This is a genomic window from Flagellimonas sp. 2504JD1-5 (assembly GCF_053618295.1).
The window spans coordinates 580,552-603,827 of record NZ_JBSIOU010000001.1 but is presented as its reverse complement, the minus strand read 5'-3'; the positions used below and the strand labels follow the sequence as shown (position 1 = coordinate 603,827).

Here is a 23,276-nt window from a genome sequence, read left to right as displayed (position 1 = left end):
TAACCAAATGGACATTCAAACTTTAGATTATATCATAATCTTCGGATTCTTCGCAATTGTACTTTTTATAGGAATTTACGTTTCAAAAAAATCAGGAAAAAGCTCGTCGGAATATTTTTTATCCGGTCGAACAATGCCATGGTGGCTTTTGGGCCTTTCCATGGTGGCGACCACTTTTTCCACAGACACTCCCAACCTGGTGACGGACCTTGTTAGAACCAATGGTGTTTCGGGCAACTGGGGTTGGTGGTGCTTTTTGGTCACTGGAATGCTAACTGTATTTGTGTATGCAAAACTATGGAGGAAATCCAATGTAAAAACCGACTTGGAGTTTTATGAAATTCGATATGGAGGAAAAGCGGCAAGCTTTTTACGCAAGTTTAGAGCGGTATATTTAGGAGTCATTTATAATGTGATCACCATGTCTGCCGTAACCTTGGCAGCCATAAAAATTGGCGGCGTTATGTTAGGGCTGGAACCTTGGGTAACAGTTGTTGCAGCTGGCTTTATTACAGTGGTGTTTAGTGCTCTTGGCGGATTTAAAGGAGTTGTGTATAGTGACTTTTTATTGTTTTTTGTTGCGATGGCAGGAGCTATCGGAGCAGCGTACTATTTGGTGAACTTGCCAGAAGTAGGAGGTATTCAAGCTATTATAGATAATGAAAATGTAAAGGATAAACTGAGCATTATTCCAGATTGGAGCGACACCAAAGCGGTAATTACCCTGTTGGTTATTCCACTTGCGGTGCAATGGTGGAGTTCTTGGTATCCGGGTGGAGAGCCTGGCGGTGGCGGATATATTGCACAACGAATGTTGGCTGCAAAAAATGAGAATCACGCTATCGGCGCAACTTTCTTTTTTAATATCATGCATTACGCCCTTAGACCTTGGCCATGGATTTTGGTAGCATTAGCTTCTCTTGTAGTTTATCCTGATATCGCAAGCATACATGAGGCATTTCCAAACGTGGCAGCAGACAAATTGGGTCACGATTTGGCCTATTCCGCTATGTTGACCAAGTTGCCCAGTGGATTGTTGGGGCTTGTTTTGGCTTCTCTGGTGGCGGCCTACATGAGTACTATTTCGACCCAATTGAATTGGGGGTCGTCATATATTGTTTTTGATTTTTACAAGCAGCAAATAAATCCTGATGCAACAGAAAAGCAAATGGTGGCTGTGGGTAGGATTTCTACTGCAGTATTGATGGTTCTTAGTGCATTTTTAGCCTTGGCCATGCAAAACGCTATGGGAATTTTCAATTTGTTGCTCTCTTTCGGAGCCGGTACGGGGTTAATTTTCATTTTAAGATGGTTCTGGTGGAGAATCAATGCATGGAGTGAGATTACCGCTATGTTTTCTTCCGGTATTTTGGCCATTCTTTTGGAAACAACTTCTTTGAGGGAAGTACTTTTCGGCGCTGAATCAGGATTGTTACCAGATTGGGGTGAACTTCCATTTATAATGATCATAACAACGGTAATCTGGTTAACAGCAACCTTTGTTACGCAACCAGAAACCAAAGATGTACTTCGAAATTTCTATAAAAGAATACAACCAGGAGGTCCTGGATGGGCAAAAGTTGTGGATGAGGCAGCAGATGACAGTGTTGAAATTGTTGACCCAAGAGAAAAGTGGAGTGTTCCTTCAGGTATTTTAGCAATGTTATTAGGTGTTGTTTTGATTTATTCAACCATGTTCGCAACAGGGTATTGGATTTATGGAGAAACTAATTTAGCGCTAGTCTTGACTGCAGTAGCCGCGGTCTCTGGAGGGCTTCTTATTAGGGTATGGAATAAGATAAAAGACACCATTTTATAATGTTGTTATGAAAAACAGGGTATTGTCCGTAGATATTTTTAGGGGAGCCACTATAGTTTTAATGATTCTGGTGAATACTCCCGGTACGTGGTCCAATGTGTACGCGCCTTTGTTGCATGCCAAATGGCACGGTTATACCCCAACCGATTTGGTCTTTCCTTTTTTCTTGTTCATTGTGGGCACCTCCATTGTTTTTGCCTATCAAAATAAAGAAGCAAACAAGGCAACCTATAAAAAGATATCGATAAGAGCATTAAAATTAATTGGCTTAGGGCTTTTTCTTGGCGCATTCACAATCAGCTTTCCATTTATTAAGGAATTTGCCCAAATTCGCTTCCCTGGTGTTCTTCAACGTATCGGTGTTGTCTTCTTCTTTGCGGCCATACTTTTTTTGAATTTGGATTGGAAAAAATTGATTGTTACAGCAATTTTCTTGTTGGTGGGATATTGGCTTTTGATGGCATTTGTACCTGTTGAAGGAGTAGCTTCAACGTTTGAGCGCGCTCCAAACAACTTGGCCAATTATTTAGATGTACAAATATTTGGCACCCATAATTATAAACCAGATTATGATCCTGAGGGATTATTGAGCACCATTCCAGCCATTGTAAGCTCAATTTTGGGAATTTTTACAGGATTGATATTGACTTCCAAACAAGAAAAAAAGACCACCCTTCTTTTCGGTCTCGGAGGAGCGCTCATTATTATTGGGCATCTTTGGGATTTTATCTTTCCTATCAACAAAGCGCTATGGACAAGTAGTTTTGTTTTGGTAACAGCGGGTTGGGCCAATGTAGTTTTGGCACTGATCTATTATTTGACCGACGTTAAGGGAATAAAATTCGGAAGCATATTCCGGTATGCTGGGGCCAATGCCATTGTGGTGTATTTCCTTTCCAGTTTTGTTACCAAACTATTCTATTCCATAAAAGTGGATGATGACACATCGCTGCACGGGTGGCTTTTCGATAAAATTTATGTTCATGATTTTATATCCATGGAATTTTCTTCACTGCTCTATGGCTTGAGCGTGGCTGCCTTTTATTGCCTATTGGCCTATGTCATGTACAAAAGGAAGATTTTCATCAAGGTTTAGGTTTGAAAACCACGTGGCCTATTGTGGCGTACAAGTTTTGATAAAGGGCAATGCGAGGCGATTAGACTACTACTTATCGAATTTTGCTATTACTTTTTCTACACGGTTTCTTTTCGTTTCTTTCTCAATGTCACCAAGCCTCGATTTAAGTGTTGTAATAAAAAGGGCCTTGTTGTTGTCATTGATTATGGGGATAGCCCTTTCTGCATACATCGGAAGTTGATTTGTGGGACTTTTTAGGAGCTGCTCAATTAATAAATGAAATGCATTATCCGAGTATACCTTTACGAAACACAGGTTTATCAGGATATTTATGGCGTGGTCTTTAGTGATTACAGAGCCCTTATCCGCTGCCGAAAGAATTCTGGGTAGAGCAGCATAAATTTCCTTTGGCCGCTCTTTTGTTATTGTTCCAAGAGCCATCATCGCCCCCCATTGAAGCCTGTTATTTTTACTGGTCAATTGAACAATAAATTCTTCAATGTGATTGGAAATAAGCTTCGGTGCTCGTTGCCCTATTTCGTAAAGCACCTTGATACAGTCACTTTGAATGGCTTTTTTATTGGTAAGGTTTTCCACCAATTCTTGAACCGCTTCTTTATCTTGTGCCAATATTATTTCTTTGGCCAGTTCCTGGTTGGGCATTTCATCTCTTCGATTAAGGGAAGAAGCTAATTTATCAATGACACTCATTTTTCTCTCAATCTTTTAACATGGATCACTATTGCCTAATCTCCATTAACTTTGATACATATTTCCCAATAACATCAAACTCTAAATTTACTCGGGTTCCTACTTTGTAGGAATGGAAACGGGTGTGTTCATGGGTGTATGGTATAATGGCAACACTGAAACCATTCTTCTTGGAATCGACAACCGTTAAGCTTACCCCATCTACGGTAATGGACCCTTTTTCTATAGTAACATTGTTCAAAGAGGAATCATATGAAAAACCATAGATCCAACTCCCATCTTTTTTCTCAATCGAAGTACAGTTTGCGGTTTGGTCCACATGCCCTTGTACGATGTGGCCATCCAATCTTGCCCCAAGCTTCATGGCCCGTTCTAGATTGACCGAGTCACCAACCCCCAAATCACTCAAATTGGTTTTGTCAAGAGTCTCTTCAATGGCGGTCACAGTATAAGAACCATCATTTAAAGCAACAACAGTAAGACATACCCCATTATGTGCAACACTTTGATCTATTTTAAGTTCTTGGCTGATTTTCGAAGCGATGCTTATATGCAAATTTCCCCCATCGTTTTCCAGCTTGGTCACCTTTCCTAAAGTCTCAATGATACCTGTGAACATGAATCTTTTTAATTAAGTAGTTTTGCAGTGTAAATGTAGCCATATCGGCAGTGATTATATGAAGGAAAAAGGAAAAATTAAGCTCGGAATCTCAATTGGGGATTTGAATGGAATTGGATGTGAGGTCGCATTAAAAACTTTTGAGGACCCTAGAATGCTGGAATTTTGCACTCCAATCATTTTTGCATCCAACAAGACCATATCCCAACAAAAAACTGATCTGGGAATTAACCTGAGCTTTAATGGAGTTCGCGAAGCTTCCCAGGTTGTGGATGGAAAAATCAATGTGGTCAACGTTTGGAAAGACACACCAAAAATTGAATACGGTAAAGCCACCGAGGAAGCTGGAAAATTTGCGATTAGTTCATTGCGTGCCGCGGTGACAGCCTTAAAGAACAATAAGATTGATATTTTGGTGACCGCTCCTATTAATAAAAACAACATCCAATCGGAGGATTTTAATTTTCCGGGTCACACCGATTTCCTTGCGCAAGAATTAAAGGGGGAAAGCCTTATGTTCATGGTTACAGATAGCTTACGGGTTGGATTGCTCACGGATCATATTGCGGTAAAGGATGTAGCTGAAGCCATAACTCCTAAACTGATTAGGGACAAAGTTGAGACCATGGAAAAATCCTTAAAAATGGATTTTGGCATACGGCGACCAAAAATTGCACTCCTAGGTATCAACCCCCATAGCGGAGATAATGGCACCATAGGAGAGGAAGACGATAAGATTCTAAAACCGGCTATTGAAGAATTGTTCAACAAGGGGACTTTGGCCTACGGACCCTACTCAGCAGATAGTTTTTTTGGCTCCAATTCCCATCAAAACTTTGATGCGATTCTGGCGGCATACCATGACCAGGGCCTGATTCCATTCAAAACACTTTCCTTTGGAAAAGGGGTGAATTATACCGCCGGACTAGATAAAGTGCGTACCTCTCCTGATCACGGAACGGCCTATGAAATTGCTGGAAAAGGACAGGCCGATGAGGGTTCGTTTAAAGAAGCAGTGTTTACCGCATTACAGATTTTTAGAAACAGGGAAGATTATATAGACTTAAATAAAAACCCCCTTCAAAAGCAAAAGATTAAAAAGCCGGTCAAAAGTTAGCGAACCGGGGTCAGATTTATTGGAATAGGATTGGAGTTTTCCAAATAAGTAGTATCTTTGCCCCCGCCTTTAGAGGCTGGTACACAAACCTTAAGTGTAGAAATGATGAAGCTGAAGGAATTTTTTATTCCGTTTACGGGACTAAAATTAGGGAAGCACGAGTTTGGGTACCAAATTGAGAATACGTTCTTTGAGTCTTTTGAATACCAAGAATTTAATGCTGCTTCGATAAGCACCACCGCCATATTGGAAAAAATGAACAATATGATGGAGTTGGATATTGAGGCCAACGGAACGGTAAATGTGGATTGCGACTTAACGGGCGAACCTTTTGATCAAGCTGTTAGCGCAAAACTGCATCTCGTTATTAAGTTTGGGGAAGAATACAATGATGAAAATGATGAAATTTTGATTATTCCCCATGGCGAGTACCAAATCAACATTGCACAATATATCTATGAGATGTTGGTTCTTTCTGTTCCCCCAAAAAGAGTACATCCGGGGGTATTGGATGGAACATTGAAATCGGAAATCTTGGAAAAGCTGGAAGAATTACAGCCAAAAGAAAGCAAAGAAGAAACAGAAGGCACAGATCCCAGATGGGACGATTTAAAAAAGTTACTAACGGACAAATAGGTTTATAATGGCACATCCTAAAAGAAAAATTTCTAAAACCAGAAGGGACAAAAGAAGAACCCACTACAAGGCAACCGCGCCTACAATTGCCAAAGATTCAGTAACAGGTGAAATGCACTTGTTCCATAGAGCACATTGGCATGAAGGAAAATTATACTACAGAGGACAAGTTTTGATTGACAAGACAGAAGAAGAAACTGCTGCCTAGTCCAAAACATTCTTGATAATATATGACTCCCGTTTTTTAACCAACGGGAGTTTTTTTATGGAGTTAGGTTAATTTCAAAAACAATCCGATTTTAGGTCAAAAGTCATATAAAATGACTAATTTTCACCGCTTTTGCGTCAAATATGGGCGTTTTTGACAAAAAAAGACACTAATATGAAAAAAACAAAAGCAGCTATTACTGCTGTCGGAAAGTATGTTCCCGATTTCGTTTTATCCAACAAAGTGTTGGAAACTATGGTGGATACCAATGACGAATGGATTACTACAAGAACAGGAATAAAAGAGCGTAGAATCCTTAAAGAAGAAAATAAGGGAACTTCATATTTGGCCATAAAAGCCGCAGAAGATTTAATACAGAAAAGTGGTGTTGATCCAGCCGAAATTGATTTTGTTTTGGTGGCGACTGCTACCCCGGATATGCCAGTGGCCGCGACAGCTGCTTTTGTAGCTTCCGAGATTGGTGCGGTCAATGCCTTTTCATACGATTTACAAGCTGCATGTTCCAGCTTTTTATATGGAATGTCCACTGCTTCGAGTTATATTGAGTCTGGGAAGTATAAGAAAGTATTGTTGATAGGTGCAGATAAAATGTCTTCCATCATTGATTATACCGATCGTACTACCTGTATTATTTTTGGTGATGGTGCCGGAGCAGTTCTTTTTGAACCCAATGATGAAGGATTGGGGCTACAAGATGAACACCTTCGTACCGATGGTGTTGGGCGACAGTTTTTAAAGATTGAAGCAGGAGGTTCCATTTTACCAGCATCCGAAGAAACAGTCAAGAACAAACAGCACTTTGTGTATCAAGATGGGAAATCAGTGTTCAAATTTGCAGTATCCAATATGGCAGATGTTTCTGCTTTGATCATGGAGCGAAATGGACTGACCCATGAAGATGTGAATTGGTTGGTGCCTCACCAAGCAAACAAACGGATAATAGACGCCACGGCCAGAAGAATGGGTCTGGATAGCGACAAAGTGATGATGAACATCCATAAATACGGAAATACGACCTCTGCAACCTTGCCATTATTGCTCAACGACTATGAAAAGCAATTGAAAAAGGGTGACAATCTTATATTTGCGGCCTTTGGCGGAGGGTTTACCTGGGGATCCATTTATTTAAAATGGGCATATTAATTCTTAACTTAACAACTAACTGACTAAATCATATTCCATGGACATTAAGGAAATTCAAAGTTTAATCAAGTTTGTCGCCAAGTCTGGCGCCAGCGAGGTAAAGTTGGAAATGGAGGACGTTAAAATAACGATTCGTACAGGTAGCGCGCCTTCAACACCTGAAACCACCATTGTGCAACAAATTCCTATGGCGCAGGCACCGGCAGTTCCGGTCGCTCAGGCTCCTATGGCTGCAGAAACAGCTGCGCCTGCTAAGGAAGAGGCTGCTGCCCCTGCGGCAGACGACTCCAAATACATTACCATCAAGTCTCCGATTATTGGAACTTTCTACAGAAAACCTTCTCCAGACAAACCCGTATTTGTTGAGGTTGGAAGCACTATTAAACCAGGAGATGTACTTTGCGTAATCGAGGCAATGAAATTGTTCAATGACATTGAGTCGGAAGTAGCCGGTAAAATTGTAAAGGTATTGGTTGATGATTCGTCACCGGTAGAATTTGACCAACCCTTGTTTTTGGTTGACCCATCTTAATTTCTAAGTGCAAAAGTTTAGAAAGGCCAAAGTTTAGAAGTGATGTTTTAAACAATAAACCGCTAAACGACAAACTCTTAAACTAAAAACATGTTTAAAAAAATATTGATTGCAAATAGGGGCGAGATTGCACTTCGAATTATACGAACGTGTAAGGAAATGGGCATCAAAACTGTGGCGGTGTACTCTAAAGCTGATGAAGAAAGTCTTCACGTTCGCTTTGCTGATGAAGCTGTCTGTATTGGACCGGCACCAAGCCATGAATCCTATTTAAAAATACCCAATATCATTGCTGCAGCGGAAATCACGAACGCCGATGCGATTCATCCAGGATACGGATTTCTTTCAGAAAACTCCAAATTCTCTAAAATCTGCAAAGAACACGAGATCAAGTTTATCGGTGCCTCCGGGGATCAGATTGATAGAATGGGGGACAAGGCCACGGCCAAGGAAACCATGAAAAAAGCCGGGGTACCTTGTGTTCCAGGTTCTGATGGTCTTTTGAAAGACGCGGATGATGCCAAAAAGACGGCAAAGAAAATGGGCTACCCTGTTATGATCAAAGCCACAGCAGGTGGTGGTGGAAAGGGAATGCGAGCCATTTGGGCAGAGGATGAAATGGAAAGCAACTTTGAAAGCGCAGTGCAAGAAGCAACAGCGGCATTCGACAATGGCGGAATGTATATGGAAAAGCTAATTGAGGAACCCAGACATATTGAAATCCAAGTTGTGGGGGATCAATACGGAAAAGCCTGCCATTTATCAGAAAGAGATTGTTCGGTGCAAAGAAGACACCAAAAACTTACTGAAGAAACACCCTCTCCATTTATGACGGACAAATTGCGGGAAGAAATGGGGAAAGCGGCGGTAAAAGCTGCAGAATACATTAAGTATGAAGGTGCTGGAACTGTAGAATTTTTGGTAGACAAACACCGGAATTTCTACTTTATGGAAATGAATACCCGTATTCAAGTAGAGCACCCCATTACGGAACAGGTGGTTGATTATGATTTGATTCGGGAGCAGATTTTAGTGGCGGCTGGAGTTCCAATTTCAGGAAAAAATTACTATCCTAAACTACATTCAATTGAATGCCGAATTAACGCGGAGGATCCCTATAACGATTTTAGGCCATCGCCAGGGGTGATTACAACACTTCATACGCCAGGCGGGCACGGTATACGTTTGGACACCCATGTGTATAGCGGATATAAGATTCCTCCCAACTACGATTCAATGATTGCCAAGTTGATTACTACCGCTCAAACAAGGGAAGAAGCAATCAATAAGATGCGTAGGGCGTTGGATGAATTTGTGATAGAGGGAATAAAAACTACAATACCCTTTCACAGACAACTGATGGAACATCCTGATTATTTGGCCGGTAACTATACCACCAAGTTTATGGAAGATTTTGAAATAGACCCAAAATATCAAGATTAAATTAGCCCCGATGAAAGTCGGGGTTTTTGTTTTATGGAACTAAGCTATTGGGAATATAAAACCTGGTTGTCCGACGTAGATTACACTGTGGTCGGGAGTGGTATAGTAGGCCTTAACTGTGCCTTACAACTCAAGGAAAAATACCCCAACAGCAAGGTCTTGGTGCTCGAAAGAGGAATGTTGCCCCAAGGCGCAAGTACCAAAAATGCGGGATTTGCCTGTTTTGGAAGTATTTCGGAACTGTTATCGGATTTAGATAAACATACCGAAGAAGAGGTTAAACAGTTGGTACAAAAACGCTGGGAAGGAATACAACTCTTACGTCAACTTTTGGGAGATAAAGCCATCGGTTTTGAGCAGAATGGTGGACATGAGCTTTTTCTCAAAAGCAATCAAGAACTATATGAGCGTTGTCTAAATGGGATTGGACAGCTTAATCAATTGTTGATTTCAGTTTTTGAGGAAAAACCATTTAAAAAGACTTCGAATGTCTTTGATTTTGGAAAAGTTTTTGATCACTACATCACCCATGTATTTGAGGGACAGTTGCACACGGGAATGCTCATGGATGCATTACTTCAGAAAGCGTTAAAAAAAGGTGTTCGTATTCTAAATGGGGTTGAGGTTAGAGAATTTAACGATTCAAATGCTGAAGTTTCCATTCGAACGGATGCTTTTTCATTTGAGAGCAAAAAGGCCTTCGTGGCCACCAACGGATTTGCCCAAAAGTTGCTCAAAAAAGAAGCCGTTCTTCCGGCTAGAGCACAAGTGGTTGTGACCAAACCAATAAAAAATCTTAAGATCAAAGGCACCTTTCATTTGGATGAAGGTTATTACTATTTCCGAAATATTGATGACCGTATTCTGTTTGGCGGCGGTCGAAACCTTGATTTTAAGACCGAAGAAACCTCGGATTTTGGGCAGACTTCAATTATTCAGAACCAATTGGAACATCTACTTCAAACCGTAATTTTGCCCAATCACCCATTTGAAATTGACCATCGCTGGAGTGGAATCATGGGTGTCGGCGAACAGAAAACACCCATTGTCAAACCAATTTCCAACAATGTGTACTGTGGAGTTCGCTTGGGAGGTATGGGTGTAGCTTTGGGAAGTTTGGTTGGAAAGGAATTGGCTGAATTGACCAACTAAATCATCCTTCCATCCAAGAGATTTATGATTCTAGAACCGTAAGCAGCGTTTTTTTCAGAATGGGTTACCTGAATAATGGTTACCCCTTCATCATTGAGTTTTTTGAACAGTTCCATAATCTCCTCTCCCTGCGCAGAATTAAGGTTCCCAGTAGGTTCATCAGCAAGGATTAACTTCGGATTAGAAATCAATGCTCTTGCGATGCCAACAATCTGCTGTTGCCCACCACTTAGTTGTGAAGGAAAAAGATCCTTTTTGCCAACAATGTTGAATCGATCCAACATGTCTGCAACCATGGCTTTTCGCTCGGCCCCCTTAAATTTTTTATAGAGCAAGGGCATTTCCAAGTTTTCCTTTACGGTGAGCTCATCTAGCAGATGGTAGGACTGAAAAACAAAACCAATATATTCTTTGTATAAGTTTGCGCGATGCTTTTCTTTAATGGAATGAACCGATTCCTCCAAAAAATGATATTCTCCCTCATCAAAACCATCGAGCATTCCTATAACGTTGAGCAATGTCGATTTACCAGAACCCGAGGGTCCCATTACCGAGATAAATTCTCCCTCCTGAACAGTAAGGTTGATGTCTTTCAGCAAAAAAATACGTTGGCCACCAGAGTTGACCCATTTGAATATATTGTTTAATTGTAGTAGCATAATTTTATTTTTTTAAGTTTTTATTCATCTCTAAGTGCTTCAACAGGGTTGGCAATAGCTGCTTTTAGACTTTGCCAACTTACTGTAAGCAAGGCTATACTAAGTGCTATCAAACCACTTAGGGCAAAAACCCACCAGTTAATGGTGGTTTTATAGGCAAAACCTTGAAGCCAATTTTGCATAGCAAACCATGAAATGGGTGCAGCAATTAGAAATGCCAATCCCACCCATTTAATATAATCCTTGTTCAATAAGGAAAGAATCTGACCTATGGTTGCCCCATTTACTTTTCTAATTCCTACTTCTTTTTTGCGTTGTTGCATATAAAAAGCTGACATTGCGATAATTCCCATCATTGAAATGATGAATGAGAGTAACGTGAAGTATCCGATTATTTTGCCTGTTCTTTCTTCTTTCACATACCACTGGTTTATGGTTTCATCCACGAACTTCAATTGGAACGGCGTGTTGTCCAACAGACCAGCATAAGTGCTCCTTACCTCATCCAAGGTTTTGAACAAACCATTTCCATTTATTCGTATAAAAATGTTTTGTGGGTAGAAAAAATTTCCTAAATCCTTCATCATCAAAGGCCCGATATTTTGTCTCAGATTGTTGAAATTAAAATTGTTTGTTATACCAAGAATGGGAACTGTGTTTTCTTCCATTTTAAAGGAGACCGGGTCACCTTTGATTTCCAAGGCCTGGATGGCCGCTTCGTTCAGATACACGCCATTTGTGGTATTTGCAACTTGGGTTGGGGTCATTGCAATATCAAAGACATTAAAAAAAGAAGAGTCAATGGCAAATTCTTGAAAACTCATCGGTTTTCCGTTATAGTCAAAAGTTTGATTACTACCCCCGCTTAAAGGACTTTGCCAGGTTAAGGAAACGTCTTCAACCCCTGGAATTTCCAGCAAAGCATTTTTAATGGTTGATTTATCATTGAGCGCTCCCAGATATTCTATTTGTACGATATTGTTTTTAGAGAACCCCAATTCTTTATTTCGCAAGAAATCTGTTTGCTTGGCAATGATCCAGCTACAGGCCAACAACCCAATAGTTACCGTATACTGAAAAGTAATAAAAGCCTTGCCATAAACCGTTTTTGCTTTCTTGCGTAGTTGCCCTTTAACTACCTCAATGGGCTTAAAACCGGATATTTTAAGTGCGGGAATAATCCCTGAAAACATACCTATGGAACAAAATAGGGCGACGATTTTCAGCAAATTCCAAAAACCTATTTTATCGCTTAGATTTAGTTGAACATCCAAAAGGGAATTAAAAACAGGCTCTATAAGCTTTAAAAGGAATAGGGAAAGAATAAGGGAAATACAGGTAAGAAGCATTGATTCCCTAACAAATTGAACGAGCAAGCTGTTTTTGGAACTTCCCAACAGTTTTTTTATGGCAACTTCCTTGCCTCGGAAAGTTGCTTGGGCCAGGGTAAGATTAATATAATTTCCAATAGCCAATATGAGTATGAGCAACACAATAATAGATAAGACCACTATTAATGTTTTGCTATTACTTTTTGTTCCGTTTCCTTCCTTAGGGCTAAAGTAAAGTTCTTTTAGTGGGGTAAACATTAATGTACTTGCCCATCCCTCTTGATACAACCAATAGTCTTTTTTGAACCGATCTAAAATTTCAGGTGCTTTTGCCGGAAGATTTGTATTTGGCTTTGCCAAAAAATAAATGCTTATGGAAGCAAACCCATATTCCTCCAAAATGTTTTCGAAACCCCATAATTGTTTAAAGGCGCTAAAATTGAGTATGGCATCTTGTTGCGTAAAATGTGTGTTTTCGGCAAAATCCTCCATAACCCCGGTGATTGTAAAATCATGGCTGCTATTGACAGAAATTTGCTTGCCAACAATATCAGTGGTTCCAAAAAGACGCAACGCCATTGACTTTGATAATACAATACCATTGGAGACTTGCAACACCTCATTAGGCCTGCCTTTTAATAATGGAAAGGAAAAAATCTCAAAAAAGGAAGCATCAACACCTAGATAATCAAACTTGATTTTTTGGCTATCTGCCGTTGAAATTCTTCCATCACTTTCAAGAACCCTGGAAAAACTTTCAATCTCGGGGATACTATTTTTCAGATCCTGGGCAATAGGCGGCGAAAAATCTACGGCCTCACTTTCCAGTCGGTATATACGATTCTTGTTGACGTGAAAATCATCTACAGCCAATTCATCTTGAATGTAGATGGTCAACAGCAAAACGAAAGTCATGGAAATCGCGAAACCAAGAACCGTAACTATCGTATAGAGCTTATTCTTTAATAGATATCTTAAATACGAATTGATAATTGACATAGCGTTTGAAATTACTCTGTCCTAAGACTTTTTACAGGATTGGTTTTGGCAGCTCGGATCGCTTGGAAGCTTACCGTAATTACCGTAACCAACATGGCGCCGACCATGGCAAGGGCGAAGATCCACCATTCAAGAATCACCCGATATGGATACTCCTGAAGCCAGCCGTTCATAACGTAATATGCAATGGGTACCGCTATAAAACAGGATACAACAACCAATTTCAAGAAATCTTTAGAGAGCATATTCCAAACATTGAAGACAGACGCTCCCAAAACTTTTCTGACCCCTATTTCCTTGGTTCGTTGTTCCGCAACAAAAGAGGTTAAACCAAACAAGCCAAGGCAGCTGATTAAAATAGCTAGTGCTGTAAAAATCCCTGAAAGGGTGCCAATGCGTTCTTCGGCCGCAAACTTTTTACCATACTGCTCATCAACAAAATCGAATTGAAAAGGCAAATCAGGAAAGTGCTCCTTAAAAACACGCTCAATGATCGCCAAATTTTGACTTGCGCTCTGTTTTGGATTTAACCGAAGATTGTAATAGCTGCCGAGATCGTCCTTGTCAAACACGTACATGGCCTGCTTTACAGGCTCGTAAGGAGATTGCGCTATCATATCTTGAACAACTCCAACAATTTTTAGAGGCGGACTTACATTTTCTGCTTCTGGATCTTCCTCATCGGAATCTCGCATTAATTTACCAATAGGATCAATTATGCCCATATACTTCACAGCGGTTTCGTTAAGAAGTACGGCATTGGAATCGGAAGCGAATTCTCTTGAAAAATCCCTTCCCTGAACAATTTTTAGATTGAGCGACTTGGCATATTCTGCAGATACTGAAGTCCAGGCAAAATCCTCTTGAAATCCTTCTGGCTTTCCTTCCCAGGTATATCCGCTTCTATTTGACCAAATGCGTGTGGTGGGGCTGCTCGATTTTGACATTTCGATTATTGCTCCTGATGCTAAAAATTCGTTACGCATTAAATCATATTTGCCTGTAAAATCCCTACTGAAAGTTGGAATTTGGACCAACCCTTCCTTATCATAACCGATGGGTCTGTTTTTGGCATGGTTTATCTGTTGCATTACGATTACAGTTCCGATGATAAAGGCAACGGAGACGGTAAATTGAAAAACCACAAGAATCTTGCGAGGAGTTCCAGCATGTTTACCTGCCTTGAAAGTGCCTTTTAGAACATCAACAGGATTGAAAGATGACAAATACATTGCAGGATAGCTACCTGCCAACAAAGCAGTGAACAGAATAAAAGCAATAGAAGCCAACCAGAAAAATGGTTTGCTCCATGGAAAGGAGATTTCCTTTCGCGCGAGCTCATTAAAACCATCCAATGAGAGTAGTACGATCAGCATGGCAATAATAAAGGCAAACAAAACCACAAGAAAGGATTCACCTAAAAATTGATTTATCAACTGATTGCGTTGCGATCCAATGGATTTTCGAATACCCACTTCTTTTGCTCTTTTTTCAGATCGGGCAGTGCTTAAGTTCATAAAGTTGATGCAAGCAAGAAACAACACAAAGGCTCCTATAATTCCGAACAGCCAAACATACTTTATCCGTCCACCAACTTGCTTTCCATTTTCAAAATTGGAGCGTAAGTGCCAATCTTTCATGGGCAATAAGAACAACTGTGGATTAAACTCAGCAACCTCCTCATCTGCTTTTTTCTTAACATCCTTTATGGTTGCAGAGATGGATTCCATGGTACTATTCGGAGGAATTTGAACGAACATTTGAAATGAATTGTTCCCCCAATTCCCCTCAGCATTGCTGACCCACTCTTGTGTCGTTGTATACTTATCCCAAGGCATAATAAAATTAAGATCGTAAAATGAATTGTTGAAAGGGATGTTTTCATAAACTCCTGTGACCATCATATCGTACTGATTGTTCACGTTTACGATTTTGCCAATGGGATCTTGATTCCCAAACAAGGTTTCGGCAGTTTTTTCTGCCAACATTATCGAATTAATTTCTCGGAGACCATCCTTTTCACCCTTTAGAACTTTAAGATCTAACATTTCTGGAGCCTCTCTTTGCATAAAGTTTCCTTCCCTCGAAATACTGGTTTCATTAAACTCCAGATACATGGAATTTGTCCAAGAAGACATCACCAAATGCTCAAAATTATCCATGTAACCTTCTCTAAGCGCATTCTCCAGAGGTCGTGGGATTGCCGGTCCAGTGCCTGTGCGGTTATTAAAAGTCTGGGATTGGAACACTTGTGCAACACGGGCTTTGTTTTCAAAATACCCATTGTGTGTAAGCTCGTCCTCCATCCAAAGCCCAATGATGAGCGTTACGGCCATTCCCAAAGCAAGCCCGCCGATATTTATTATGGTGTACGACTTGTTTTTTGAGAGATTTCGCCAGGCGATTTTTAAATAGTTCTTTAACATGGTTCTTCGTTTTTTGATGATTCTACTACGCTATGCATAGGCTGATGATTTTATTCGGTTCTAAGACTTTTTACGGGATTGGCCAGTGAGGCTTTCAGCGATTGAAAACTAACGGTTAAAAATGCAATACCCAACAGAACCATGAAGGGCAATGCAAAGAAGCTCCAATGGATGGAAATACTAAAGGCATACGTTTCCAACCAGTTGTTGGCCATAAACCAAGCCAAGGGTATTGCCAACACAAATGAAATAATGAGTAATAACCCGAATTCCATATAAAGCAACTTTAAAATGTTAAGTACAGAAGCTCCTAGGACTTTACGTATTCCTATTTCTTTGGTCCTTTGAAGCGTGGTGAATGACGCCAAACCAAATAGCCCAAGACAAGCTACCAATATGGCCAGTATGGTAAAAAGACTGAATACTTTACCAAACTGTCTGTCTTTAACATATTGGGCATTAAAATGATCATCCAGGAAAAAGTGCTCAAACGTATTTCCGGGGAAGAAGTTATCCCATTCCTTTTGCACTAAGCCCATGGTTTGTGCCACTTGTTCCGATTGAACTTTTAATGAGAAGTAACCATAAACATCCGGAACCAAACAAAGGATAAGAGGGTCATATGCTTCGCGGAGCGATAATTGGTGGAAATTCTCAATAACCCCAACAATAGTATATTGATTGCCCCAAAATTCTATTTCCTTTCCAAGTGCTTCATCTGGATTATCAAATCCTAATTGGGTGATACCTTTTCGGTTGAAAACCACAGTGTTTTTGTCGGCACCGAATTCTCTGGAAAAACCACGTCCTGCTATTAACTTCAAATCATATAAATTCATAAAATCGTGGTCGACCCGCATGAACCGATACTGTTTTTGTTTGCTTTCTTCCTCAGAAACCAATCGAATTCCTCCAGCGTTGATCCCACCATCTTGACCGGGAACTGTAGATGAAACCGCGGCCATGTCAATAAAAGGATATTGCAACAAGGAAGATTTAAAAGCTTCTTTTTGTTTTGTAAATGTGGAATCGGAGACGATGGGAGGTTTAATAACCAAGGTTTGATCAATGTTGACTCCTAAAGACTGGTTGCGCATAAAACTTATCTGTTGATAGACCACATAAGAACCTATTAGCAAGAATAACGAAGCTGCGAATTGAAATACCACCAAGGCTTTTCTCAAAACCTGACCTTGATTTGAACTGGTTATGGTTCCTTTTAAAACTTCAACGGGCTTAAAGCTCGATAGCACAAAAGCCGGATAGGATCCTGAAAGAAAAACCCCTACAAGAAATATTGCAGTTAGCCCTATCCAAAAATAAAGTTCTGAGAATAAGGTATAGGACATTTGTTGCCCTGAAAGTTGATTAAAACTAGGAATGGTAATGAGCATGAGTAGTACTGCCAATACCAGTGCAATGCCGTTGAACAGGGCAGATTCAAAAAAGAACTGAGCTATAAGTTGCTTTCTCAAAGACCCTATCGATTTTCTTACCCCTACTTCTTTTGCCCGACTTACGGCCCTGGCCGTGGCCAAATTAATATAATTGACCCATGCAATAACAATTATAAAAAGGGCAACACCCAACAATAGATACACAGTACCACCATTTCCATTGGGTTCGGCCTCCTCCATATAATTGGACTTTAAATGGATGTCTGTAAGCGGTTGTAGACTGTAAGTAACCCCGGCATTGAATCTTCGTAAAAATTCACCTACTTGCGCTTCCACTATGGGCACAAATTTTGCCTCAACATTACTTGGAATCGCCCCTTGAGACAATAGGACATAGGTAAGGCAACCGTCCCAAGCCCATGCAGTATCTGGAGAATCATCCCCGATAATATTCAAATAAGTAGGATATGAAACAAGAATATTGGCTTTTAAATGGGTGTTGGTTGGCATGTCCTTAAAAATACCTGTAATGGTATAATCGGTTCCGCCACTAACATTGAGTGTTTGACCAATAACGTCGATGGAGCCATATATTTGTTTGGCGGTGGATTCTGAAACCACAACTGCATTGGGTTCATCTAAAAGATTTTCGACGTTCCCATTAATCAGTGGATAGGAAAAAACCTCGAAAAAAGAAGTTTGTGTAAAATATACTTTATTGATTTTTAATGGATTATTATCAACTTCAACAATAATATTCTCAGAGGGAATAACTTTCACATAGCTTTCTATTTCCGGAATTTCTTGGGCAAAAGAATTACCCGCAGCATAGGCCCCTCCTGCCCATTGGGTGGAAAGCTTTCCGTTGTCATACCTATCTTGTTGGATCCTGTAAATACGATCCTTATTGGCATGGAATTGGTCATAGCTCAATTCAAAATTTACATATTGAAGAATCATAAAGCAAGCGGTTATGCCAATGGCCAAGCCTCCAATATTTATAAATGAATAAACTTTGTTCTTAAGTAGATTTCTCCAGGCAATCTTAATATGATTCTTAAACATGATTCTTCGTTTTTGATGCTTCGACTATGCTCAGCACAGCCCCATGTTTTTATTCGGTTCTTAGACTTTTGACAGGATTCACCACTGCTGCTTTTATGCTCTGATAGCTAACGGTAATAATGGCAATGGTAACAGCCAATAAAGGAGCGATTATAAATACTTCCCAACCTATGGATATGCGATAGGAAAAATCTTGGAGCCATTTATCCATGGCAAACCATCCAATGGGTAAGGCAATCAATATGCCAACAGCAACCAAGCGTAGAAAATCTTGGGTCAACTTATAGGTGATTTGACCCACACTGGCACCAAGTACTTTTCTAACGCCAATTTCCTTGGTTCGTTTTTCCGCATTGAAAGCTGCCAAGCCAAATAAGCCTAAACAGGCGATTAGGATGGAAAGTGAGGTAAAAATGAAAAAGATGTGGCTTAATCGTTGCTCTGCCTGATAAGTTTTGTTGAAGGAATCCTCCATAAAATAATAATCAAAGGGCTGACCAGGGGCAAGTTTGTTCCAAACAGCTTCAACACCTGTTATTGCAGCTTGAAAATCAGCCGTGCTTAGTTTGACAGCCATGGAACCTGCAAAATCCTCTAGGTGTAGACTTAATCCCTCTATATCATCTCGAAAAGGGGAAAAGTGAAAATCTTTTACCACCCCAATAACGTTATAGAATGTAGCATTTTCTTGTCCAAGGTCTGGGGTATATCTCTTGCCGATAACCTCCTCTGGGGTAAGACCAATGGTCGCCACGGCCGATTCATTAATGATAATGCTCGTGGAATCATTTTTAAAACGTTTGTCAAAATTTCGCCCTGCGATTATCTCAAAACCAAGAGTGTTTATATAATCCTCATCTACACCCCAGGTTTGCATGCTCACAGCTTGCTCTTGATCGGTCAATCCGTCTTCTGGAGCAAAAGTGCTGTCACTTCTTGACGAAGGCGTTGGATAATAACTGCTCAAGGTTGCACTTTTCACATAACCCAATTTGCCGACTTCTTCTTTAAATGAGGCCCTTTTGCTTCCAAGGGTATATACATCATCCACAATCAGCACCTGTTCTTTGGAAAAACCTAGGTCTTTATTCTGGATATATTGTAATTGTTGATAAACGACCAAGGTGCCAACAATAAGAAAAACGGAAATGGCAAATTGGAAAACAACAAGTCCATTTCTTACTCGACTGCCTCCCATACTATTGCTATTGGACCCTTTTAATACCTCAACAGGGATAAATTTTGACATAAAAAATGCCGGGTAGCTTCCAGAGAAAAGACCAAGAAGAATTCCGGAGACCAATAAGGCCAACCAGAAAACAGGACTTGTATAGGGCATTGCTATATCTTTATTTGCCAAATCATTGAAAAATGGCAAGGCAATAATTGCTACTAGAATGGCAACTAAGAGGGCTCCAAAAGAAACCAACCCAGATTCTACCAAAAACTGCCGAATCAAATCCGTCTTATTGGAACCCAAAGTTTTTCTGACCCCTACTTCCTTGGCCCTTTTTAGCGAATAAGCGGTGGACAGGTTCATAAAATTTACACAGGCCAAAACCAATAAAAAAACAGCAATGAAAGAAAGTATATAAATACTTTGAATGTTATTATTTGGACTTATCTCGGCAACTCTATCCGAATTCAGGTGAATATCCGTTAGAGGAATTGTACTGTATATCAGATGATTGCCGGCAGCCTTGAACTGCTCTTCGGTAATGCCCGGCATAAATTGTTGTACACCAGGAATTACATATTTTCCTAAAAAATCACGCAACGGTTCTTGAATGTTCGCCACATTGGCTGTCGGAATTAGTTTGATAAAGGTTTGGTAGTTGTTGCTCCCCCAATTTACAATTCGGGAATCTTCGTAGCCCGCCATAGCCATAAAAACGGTATGGTCCCGTAAAAAGGAATTTTTTGGCAGGTCATCAATAACCCCAGTAACCGTAAAAGTTTGGGTGTTGTTCAGTACCAATGTCTGACCAACGGCATTGTTGATATCGAAATGTTTTTCTGCTGCAGTTCTGGTTAGGACAAGTGTGTTCGGGGAGGATAATGCTGTCTTTTGATCACCCACCAACAATTTTATGCCAAACATTTTAAAAAAGGTAGAATCTACAAAGGTGGATTGGAGCTCTTTCACATTGACCTCTGTATCGGAGCGTTTCATTAAGGTACTCCCTCGTGTTCGAAATCTTGTGGTAAGTTCTACTTCGGATAAGTCATTGTCAATTGCTTCTGCGATTGGAGCAGGACTAACGGCAAATTTCCGGTCTTCCCCACCAAACTTAATGTCAGCATTTATTCGATGGATGCGATTAGCATCCGCAAACATGGTATCGTAGCTCAGTTCATCGATAATGTATAAAGAGATAAGAAGACCTCCAGCGATACCTATGGCAAGCCCAAAAATGTTCAAAAACGTAAAAAAGGGCTGTTTTTTTAAACTTCGCCAAGCTATTTTAAAATGGTTTTTTATCATGATGTTCTTTTTTTGATGCTGAAACAATCAGCAAAGATGATTTGTTATTCCGTTCTTAGACTGTTTACAGGGTTGGCCATAGCAGACTTTACTGCTTGGAAACCTATGGTCAGTAAAGTGACAAGAAGCGTTAACCCTCCGGCTAGCCCAAAAGCCCAGGCCGGGATGTTAATTCGATATGCAAAATCACTTAGCCATTCATTCATAAAATAATAGGCCAAAGGCGATGCAATTACTATTGCCAAAGCAATCAGCTTTAAAAAATCCTTGGAAATCAAAACTGTAATATTATTAATGCTCGCCCCCAACACTTTTCGAATTCCAATTTCCTTGGTCCGCTGCTTGGCCATAAATGTTGCAAGACCAAACAACCCAAGGCAGGATAGTAAGATTGAAATGATTGCAAAATATCGGGCCAAGGTTCCAGTCAACATTTCAGTTCTGTAGGTTGCGGCATATTCTTCGTCCAGAAAGTCGTAATGCAAGGGTGTGTCGGGCAATACTTTTTCGAAAACCATCTGTACCGAGGCAAGTCCTTCTTGGGTTTTTGCTCCATCCAATTTTATAAACATAGTACCTGCATTTTCTGGCGCCAACATAAATACCGCCGGCTGTATGGGCTCATAAAATGATCTATTGTGAAAATCCTTGAGCACTCCGATTATAGTTCTTTGGTCTCCCCAAAACTGTATAGTTTTTCCAATGGGATTTTCTCCCAATTCCATCAAATTGGCCGCTGCCTCATTGATTACAAGATTTAAGGTGTCTTGTGTGCCTTCTCGATAATAATCCCCATCTTGTATCGGGATATCAAATGCAGTAGGGAAATTATGTGCTGTCCATAAAAGGGCAAATTCAATATTTTCCTGTTCCTGCGTTTTCCCCGGCCATACAAGTCCACTACTAGAAGCAGGTGTTTCTAGAGGAGATGGTCCTACCAAAGTAACATCCTCAACGCCTGGAGAGGCCATGAGCTCGTTTTTTAGTGTTTGATATTTTGCTGTAATAACTTGATCTTGGTGTATGGAGACCATATGATCTTTTGTGATGCCTAAATCTTTTTGGTTCACATAATCTATTTGGTTTTGAATGACCAAAGCAGAAATAATCAAGAGGATGGACAAAGAGAATTGAAGTACTACCAATCCCTTTCGTAAAGAAATGGTATTCTTCTGTTCCTTGCCAACTCCTTTGAGGGCTTCAATAGGTTTAAATGAAGAAATAATTAAGGAAGGATATGCCCCAGAAAGAAGTGTTGTAAATGTAAAAACCCCAAGTACTATAAGCCATAATTGAGGACTAGTGATATCAATAGCCAGTTGTTTACCTGTAAGGGTGTTTATTGAAGGCAAAAGGAACATTGAGATGAACAAACCCATTAAAAAAGCAAGAGAAGTAATGATGGAAGTCTCCATAAAAAACTGGCCGACCAGCATGTTTTTTTTGGCGCCCACAACTTTTCTTACGCCTATTTCACCAGATCTTTTGGTGGCGTATGCTGTAGAGAGATTTATAAAATTTATACATGAAATAACCAATAGAAAAATGGCTGCCAAAGTAAAAATTCGGACATATTCTATACGCCCTCCCACAACCTGAGCTTGTTCATCAAAGCGGTTATTTAGATAATTTTCGGAAAACTTTTGAAAGATTATACCCTCTTTAAACTCACCGGTTATGTTTTCTTGAAAAATCTCTTGGGTTTTCTTGGCAACTTCCGCTGCATCTGCATCTTGTCTTAATAAAAGCGCACCCTGCATACCACTATTTCCCCATTCCAACATCCAGTCATTTTCTCCAAGGTACTTTTGGATGCTATAGTAAAAATCATTTTGAATGGAAGATTGTTCAGGGAAATTTTGGTACACGGCTTCCACGGCAAAATCGCCATTGTCATATATATGAACAGGGCTTCCAAGTGCCTTTTCGGGCCATTCATCACCCCAAAATCTATGGGCCAACCGCTCGGAAATGGCTATTGCCTCTGGTTTTTCGTCAAGCGTTTCTATGTTTCCCAGCAGAACGGGATAGGAAAAAGATTTGAAAAGTGCGGCATTGGTAAATGCTCCGGGAGCCCTAAAATCAGTGTTTTCAATGCGAAGGTTGTCCTCATAGGTTGACCCAAGTGTGATATAATCCTCTACTTCTGGAAGTTCTTCCTTTGCTGTCCTTAATAGGGGATACGCGATGCCATGATGAACATCTAAAACACCTTCTCCCAACGGAATTGTCCGCTTTACCAAAAAAAGTTGATCGTCTTTTTCATGAAATTTATCTACACTGGACTCATCAAAAACCCAGAGAAGCATTAAAAAGGATACGGCAATGGCTATGGACAGACCAATTGTGTTTATGAACAAATACACCTTGTTCTTGAGCAATGTTCTCCAGGCGGTTTTTAAATAGTTTTTAAACATGAGTGTTCGTTTTTTGAT

Annotated in this window: 17 protein-coding genes; 9 read left to right on the top strand and 8 right to left on the bottom strand. The window is 40.2% G+C overall.

Going from position 1 to position 23,276, the window contains the following annotated elements:
- Positions 1-7: 7 nt before the first annotated feature.
- Together ACULLG_RS02720 and ACULLG_RS02715 are read left to right on the top strand one after the other, a co-directional pair.
- Entirely contained in the window at positions 8-1,819 is a 1,812-nt protein-coding gene (locus ACULLG_RS02720) for a sodium:solute symporter family protein (protein ID WP_452125232.1), read from the top strand.
- A gap of 7 nt (positions 1,820-1,826) precedes the next feature.
- Positions 1,827-2,915, top strand: a complete 1,089-nt coding sequence (locus ACULLG_RS02715; protein ID WP_452125231.1) for an acyltransferase family protein — start codon at positions 1,827-1,829, stop codon at positions 2,913-2,915.
- 69 nt (positions 2,916-2,984) lie between these two features.
- On the opposite strand, the gene ACULLG_RS02710 is transcribed toward ACULLG_RS02715, so the two are convergent.
- A complete protein-coding gene (locus tag ACULLG_RS02710; RefSeq protein ID WP_452125230.1) occupies positions 2,985-3,608 on the bottom strand; it encodes a hypothetical protein in 624 nt (207 codons plus the stop codon).
- Positions 3,609-3,636: 28 nt separating this feature from the next.
- Positions 3,637-4,227, bottom strand: coding sequence for a riboflavin synthase (locus ACULLG_RS02705; protein WP_452125229.1), 591 nt, complete (start codon positions 4,225-4,227; stop codon positions 3,637-3,639).
- 58 nt (positions 4,228-4,285) lie between these two features.
- Between ACULLG_RS02705 and pdxA the strand changes: the two genes are divergently transcribed.
- The 7 genes from pdxA (at position 4,286) to ACULLG_RS02670 (ending at position 10,479) form a co-directional block, all read left to right on the top strand.
- Positions 4,286-5,344: a 4-hydroxythreonine-4-phosphate dehydrogenase PdxA gene (gene pdxA, locus ACULLG_RS02700; RefSeq protein ID WP_452125228.1), complete on the top strand. Its 1,059-nt coding sequence runs from the start codon at positions 4,286-4,288 to the stop codon at positions 5,342-5,344.
- A 102-nt stretch (positions 5,345-5,446) separates the two neighbouring features.
- Positions 5,447-5,980: a YceD family protein gene (locus ACULLG_RS02695; RefSeq protein WP_452125227.1), complete on the top strand. Its 534-nt coding sequence runs from the start codon at positions 5,447-5,449 to the stop codon at positions 5,978-5,980.
- A gap of 7 nt (positions 5,981-5,987) precedes the next feature.
- On the top strand, positions 5,988-6,188 hold the full coding sequence (gene rpmF, locus ACULLG_RS02690) for a 50S ribosomal protein L32 (protein ID WP_097044276.1): 201 nt from the start codon (positions 5,988-5,990) through the stop codon (positions 6,186-6,188).
- Positions 6,189-6,362: 174 nt separating this feature from the next.
- Positions 6,363-7,352, top strand: a complete 990-nt coding sequence (locus tag ACULLG_RS02685; protein WP_452125226.1) for a beta-ketoacyl-ACP synthase III — start codon at positions 6,363-6,365, stop codon at positions 7,350-7,352.
- Between the two features lie 37 nt (positions 7,353-7,389).
- Entirely contained in the window at positions 7,390-7,884 is a 495-nt protein-coding gene (accB, locus tag ACULLG_RS02680; protein ID WP_452125225.1) for an acetyl-CoA carboxylase biotin carboxyl carrier protein, read from the top strand.
- Positions 7,885-7,974: 90 nt separating this feature from the next.
- Positions 7,975-9,327, top strand: coding sequence for an acetyl-CoA carboxylase biotin carboxylase subunit (gene accC / locus ACULLG_RS02675; protein ID WP_452125224.1), 1,353 nt, complete (start codon positions 7,975-7,977; stop codon positions 9,325-9,327).
- 33 nt (positions 9,328-9,360) lie between these two features.
- Positions 9,361-10,479, top strand: coding sequence for an NAD(P)/FAD-dependent oxidoreductase (locus tag ACULLG_RS02670; protein WP_452125223.1), 1,119 nt, complete (start codon positions 9,361-9,363; stop codon positions 10,477-10,479).
- Here the strand turns inward: ACULLG_RS02670 and ACULLG_RS02665 are convergent.
- Genes ACULLG_RS02665 through ACULLG_RS02640 form a run of 6 tightly spaced genes read right to left on the bottom strand, consistent with a single transcriptional unit; the run spans position 10,476 to position 23,258 of the window.
- On the bottom strand, positions 10,476-11,138 hold the full coding sequence (locus ACULLG_RS02665; protein ID WP_452125222.1) for an ABC transporter ATP-binding protein: 663 nt from the start codon (positions 11,136-11,138) through the stop codon (positions 10,476-10,478). The genes ACULLG_RS02670 and ACULLG_RS02665 overlap by 4 nt on opposite strands.
- Before the next feature lie 20 nt (positions 11,139-11,158).
- Positions 11,159-13,468 carry an ABC transporter permease gene (locus ACULLG_RS02660; protein WP_452125221.1) on the bottom strand — a complete coding sequence of 770 codons (2,310 nt, stop codon included), beginning with the start codon at positions 13,466-13,468 and terminating at the stop codon, positions 11,159-11,161.
- A gap of 11 nt (positions 13,469-13,479) precedes the next feature.
- Positions 13,480-15,894 carry an ABC transporter permease gene (locus ACULLG_RS02655; RefSeq protein WP_452125220.1) on the bottom strand — a complete coding sequence of 805 codons (2,415 nt, stop codon included), beginning with the start codon at positions 15,892-15,894 and terminating at the stop codon, positions 13,480-13,482.
- Between the two features lie 50 nt (positions 15,895-15,944).
- The gene (locus ACULLG_RS02650; RefSeq protein WP_452125219.1) at positions 15,945-18,356 is read right to left on the bottom strand and encodes an ABC transporter permease; all 2,412 of its coding nucleotides are present in this window, start codon (positions 18,354-18,356) and stop codon (positions 15,945-15,947) included.
- 49 nt (positions 18,357-18,405) lie between these two features.
- Complete coding sequence (locus tag ACULLG_RS02645) at positions 18,406-20,841, bottom strand: ABC transporter permease (protein WP_452125218.1); 2,436 nt, start codon at positions 20,839-20,841, stop codon at positions 18,406-18,408.
- A 44-nt stretch (positions 20,842-20,885) separates the two neighbouring features.
- Positions 20,886-23,258 (bottom strand): FtsX-like permease family protein, encoded by a 2,373-nt coding sequence (locus ACULLG_RS02640; protein ID WP_452125217.1) that lies wholly within the window; start codon positions 23,256-23,258, stop codon positions 20,886-20,888.
- Positions 23,259-23,276: the final 18 nt, after the last annotated feature.

Excerpts from the sequence above, each read along its gene's own strand:
- ACULLG_RS02720 (WP_452125232.1), top strand. The coding sequence starts at position 8 with ATGGACATTCAAACTTTAGATTATATCATAATCTTCGGATTCTTCGCA.
- ACULLG_RS02715 (WP_452125231.1), top strand. The coding sequence starts at position 1,827 with ATGAAAAACAGGGTATTGTCCGTAGATATTTTTAGGGGAGCCACTATA.
- ACULLG_RS02710 (WP_452125230.1), bottom strand. The coding sequence starts at position 3,608 with ATGAGTGTCATTGATAAATTAGCTTCTTCCCTTAATCGAAGAGATGAA.
- ACULLG_RS02705 (WP_452125229.1), bottom strand. The coding sequence starts at position 4,227 with ATGTTCACAGGTATCATTGAGACTTTAGGAAAGGTGACCAAGCTGGAA.
- pdxA (WP_452125228.1), top strand. The coding sequence starts at position 4,286 with ATGAAGGAAAAAGGAAAAATTAAGCTCGGAATCTCAATTGGGGATTTG.
- ACULLG_RS02695 (WP_452125227.1), top strand. The coding sequence starts at position 5,447 with ATGATGAAGCTGAAGGAATTTTTTATTCCGTTTACGGGACTAAAATTA.
- rpmF (WP_097044276.1), top strand. The coding sequence starts at position 5,988 with ATGGCACATCCTAAAAGAAAAATTTCTAAAACCAGAAGGGACAAAAGA.
- ACULLG_RS02685 (WP_452125226.1), top strand. The coding sequence starts at position 6,363 with ATGAAAAAAACAAAAGCAGCTATTACTGCTGTCGGAAAGTATGTTCCC.
- accB (WP_452125225.1), top strand. The coding sequence starts at position 7,390 with ATGGACATTAAGGAAATTCAAAGTTTAATCAAGTTTGTCGCCAAGTCT.
- accC (WP_452125224.1), top strand. The coding sequence starts at position 7,975 with ATGTTTAAAAAAATATTGATTGCAAATAGGGGCGAGATTGCACTTCGA.
- ACULLG_RS02670 (WP_452125223.1), top strand. The coding sequence starts at position 9,361 with ATGGAACTAAGCTATTGGGAATATAAAACCTGGTTGTCCGACGTAGAT.
- ACULLG_RS02665 (WP_452125222.1), bottom strand. The coding sequence starts at position 11,138 with ATGCTACTACAATTAAACAATATATTCAAATGGGTCAACTCTGGTGGC.
- ACULLG_RS02660 (WP_452125221.1), bottom strand. The coding sequence starts at position 13,468 with ATGTCAATTATCAATTCGTATTTAAGATATCTATTAAAGAATAAGCTC.
- ACULLG_RS02655 (WP_452125220.1), bottom strand. The coding sequence starts at position 15,894 with ATGTTAAAGAACTATTTAAAAATCGCCTGGCGAAATCTCTCAAAAAAC.
- ACULLG_RS02650 (WP_452125219.1), bottom strand. The coding sequence starts at position 18,356 with ATGTTTAAGAATCATATTAAGATTGCCTGGAGAAATCTACTTAAGAAC.
- ACULLG_RS02645 (WP_452125218.1), bottom strand. The coding sequence starts at position 20,841 with ATGATAAAAAACCATTTTAAAATAGCTTGGCGAAGTTTAAAAAAACAG.
- ACULLG_RS02640 (WP_452125217.1), bottom strand. The coding sequence starts at position 23,258 with ATGTTTAAAAACTATTTAAAAACCGCCTGGAGAACATTGCTCAAGAAC.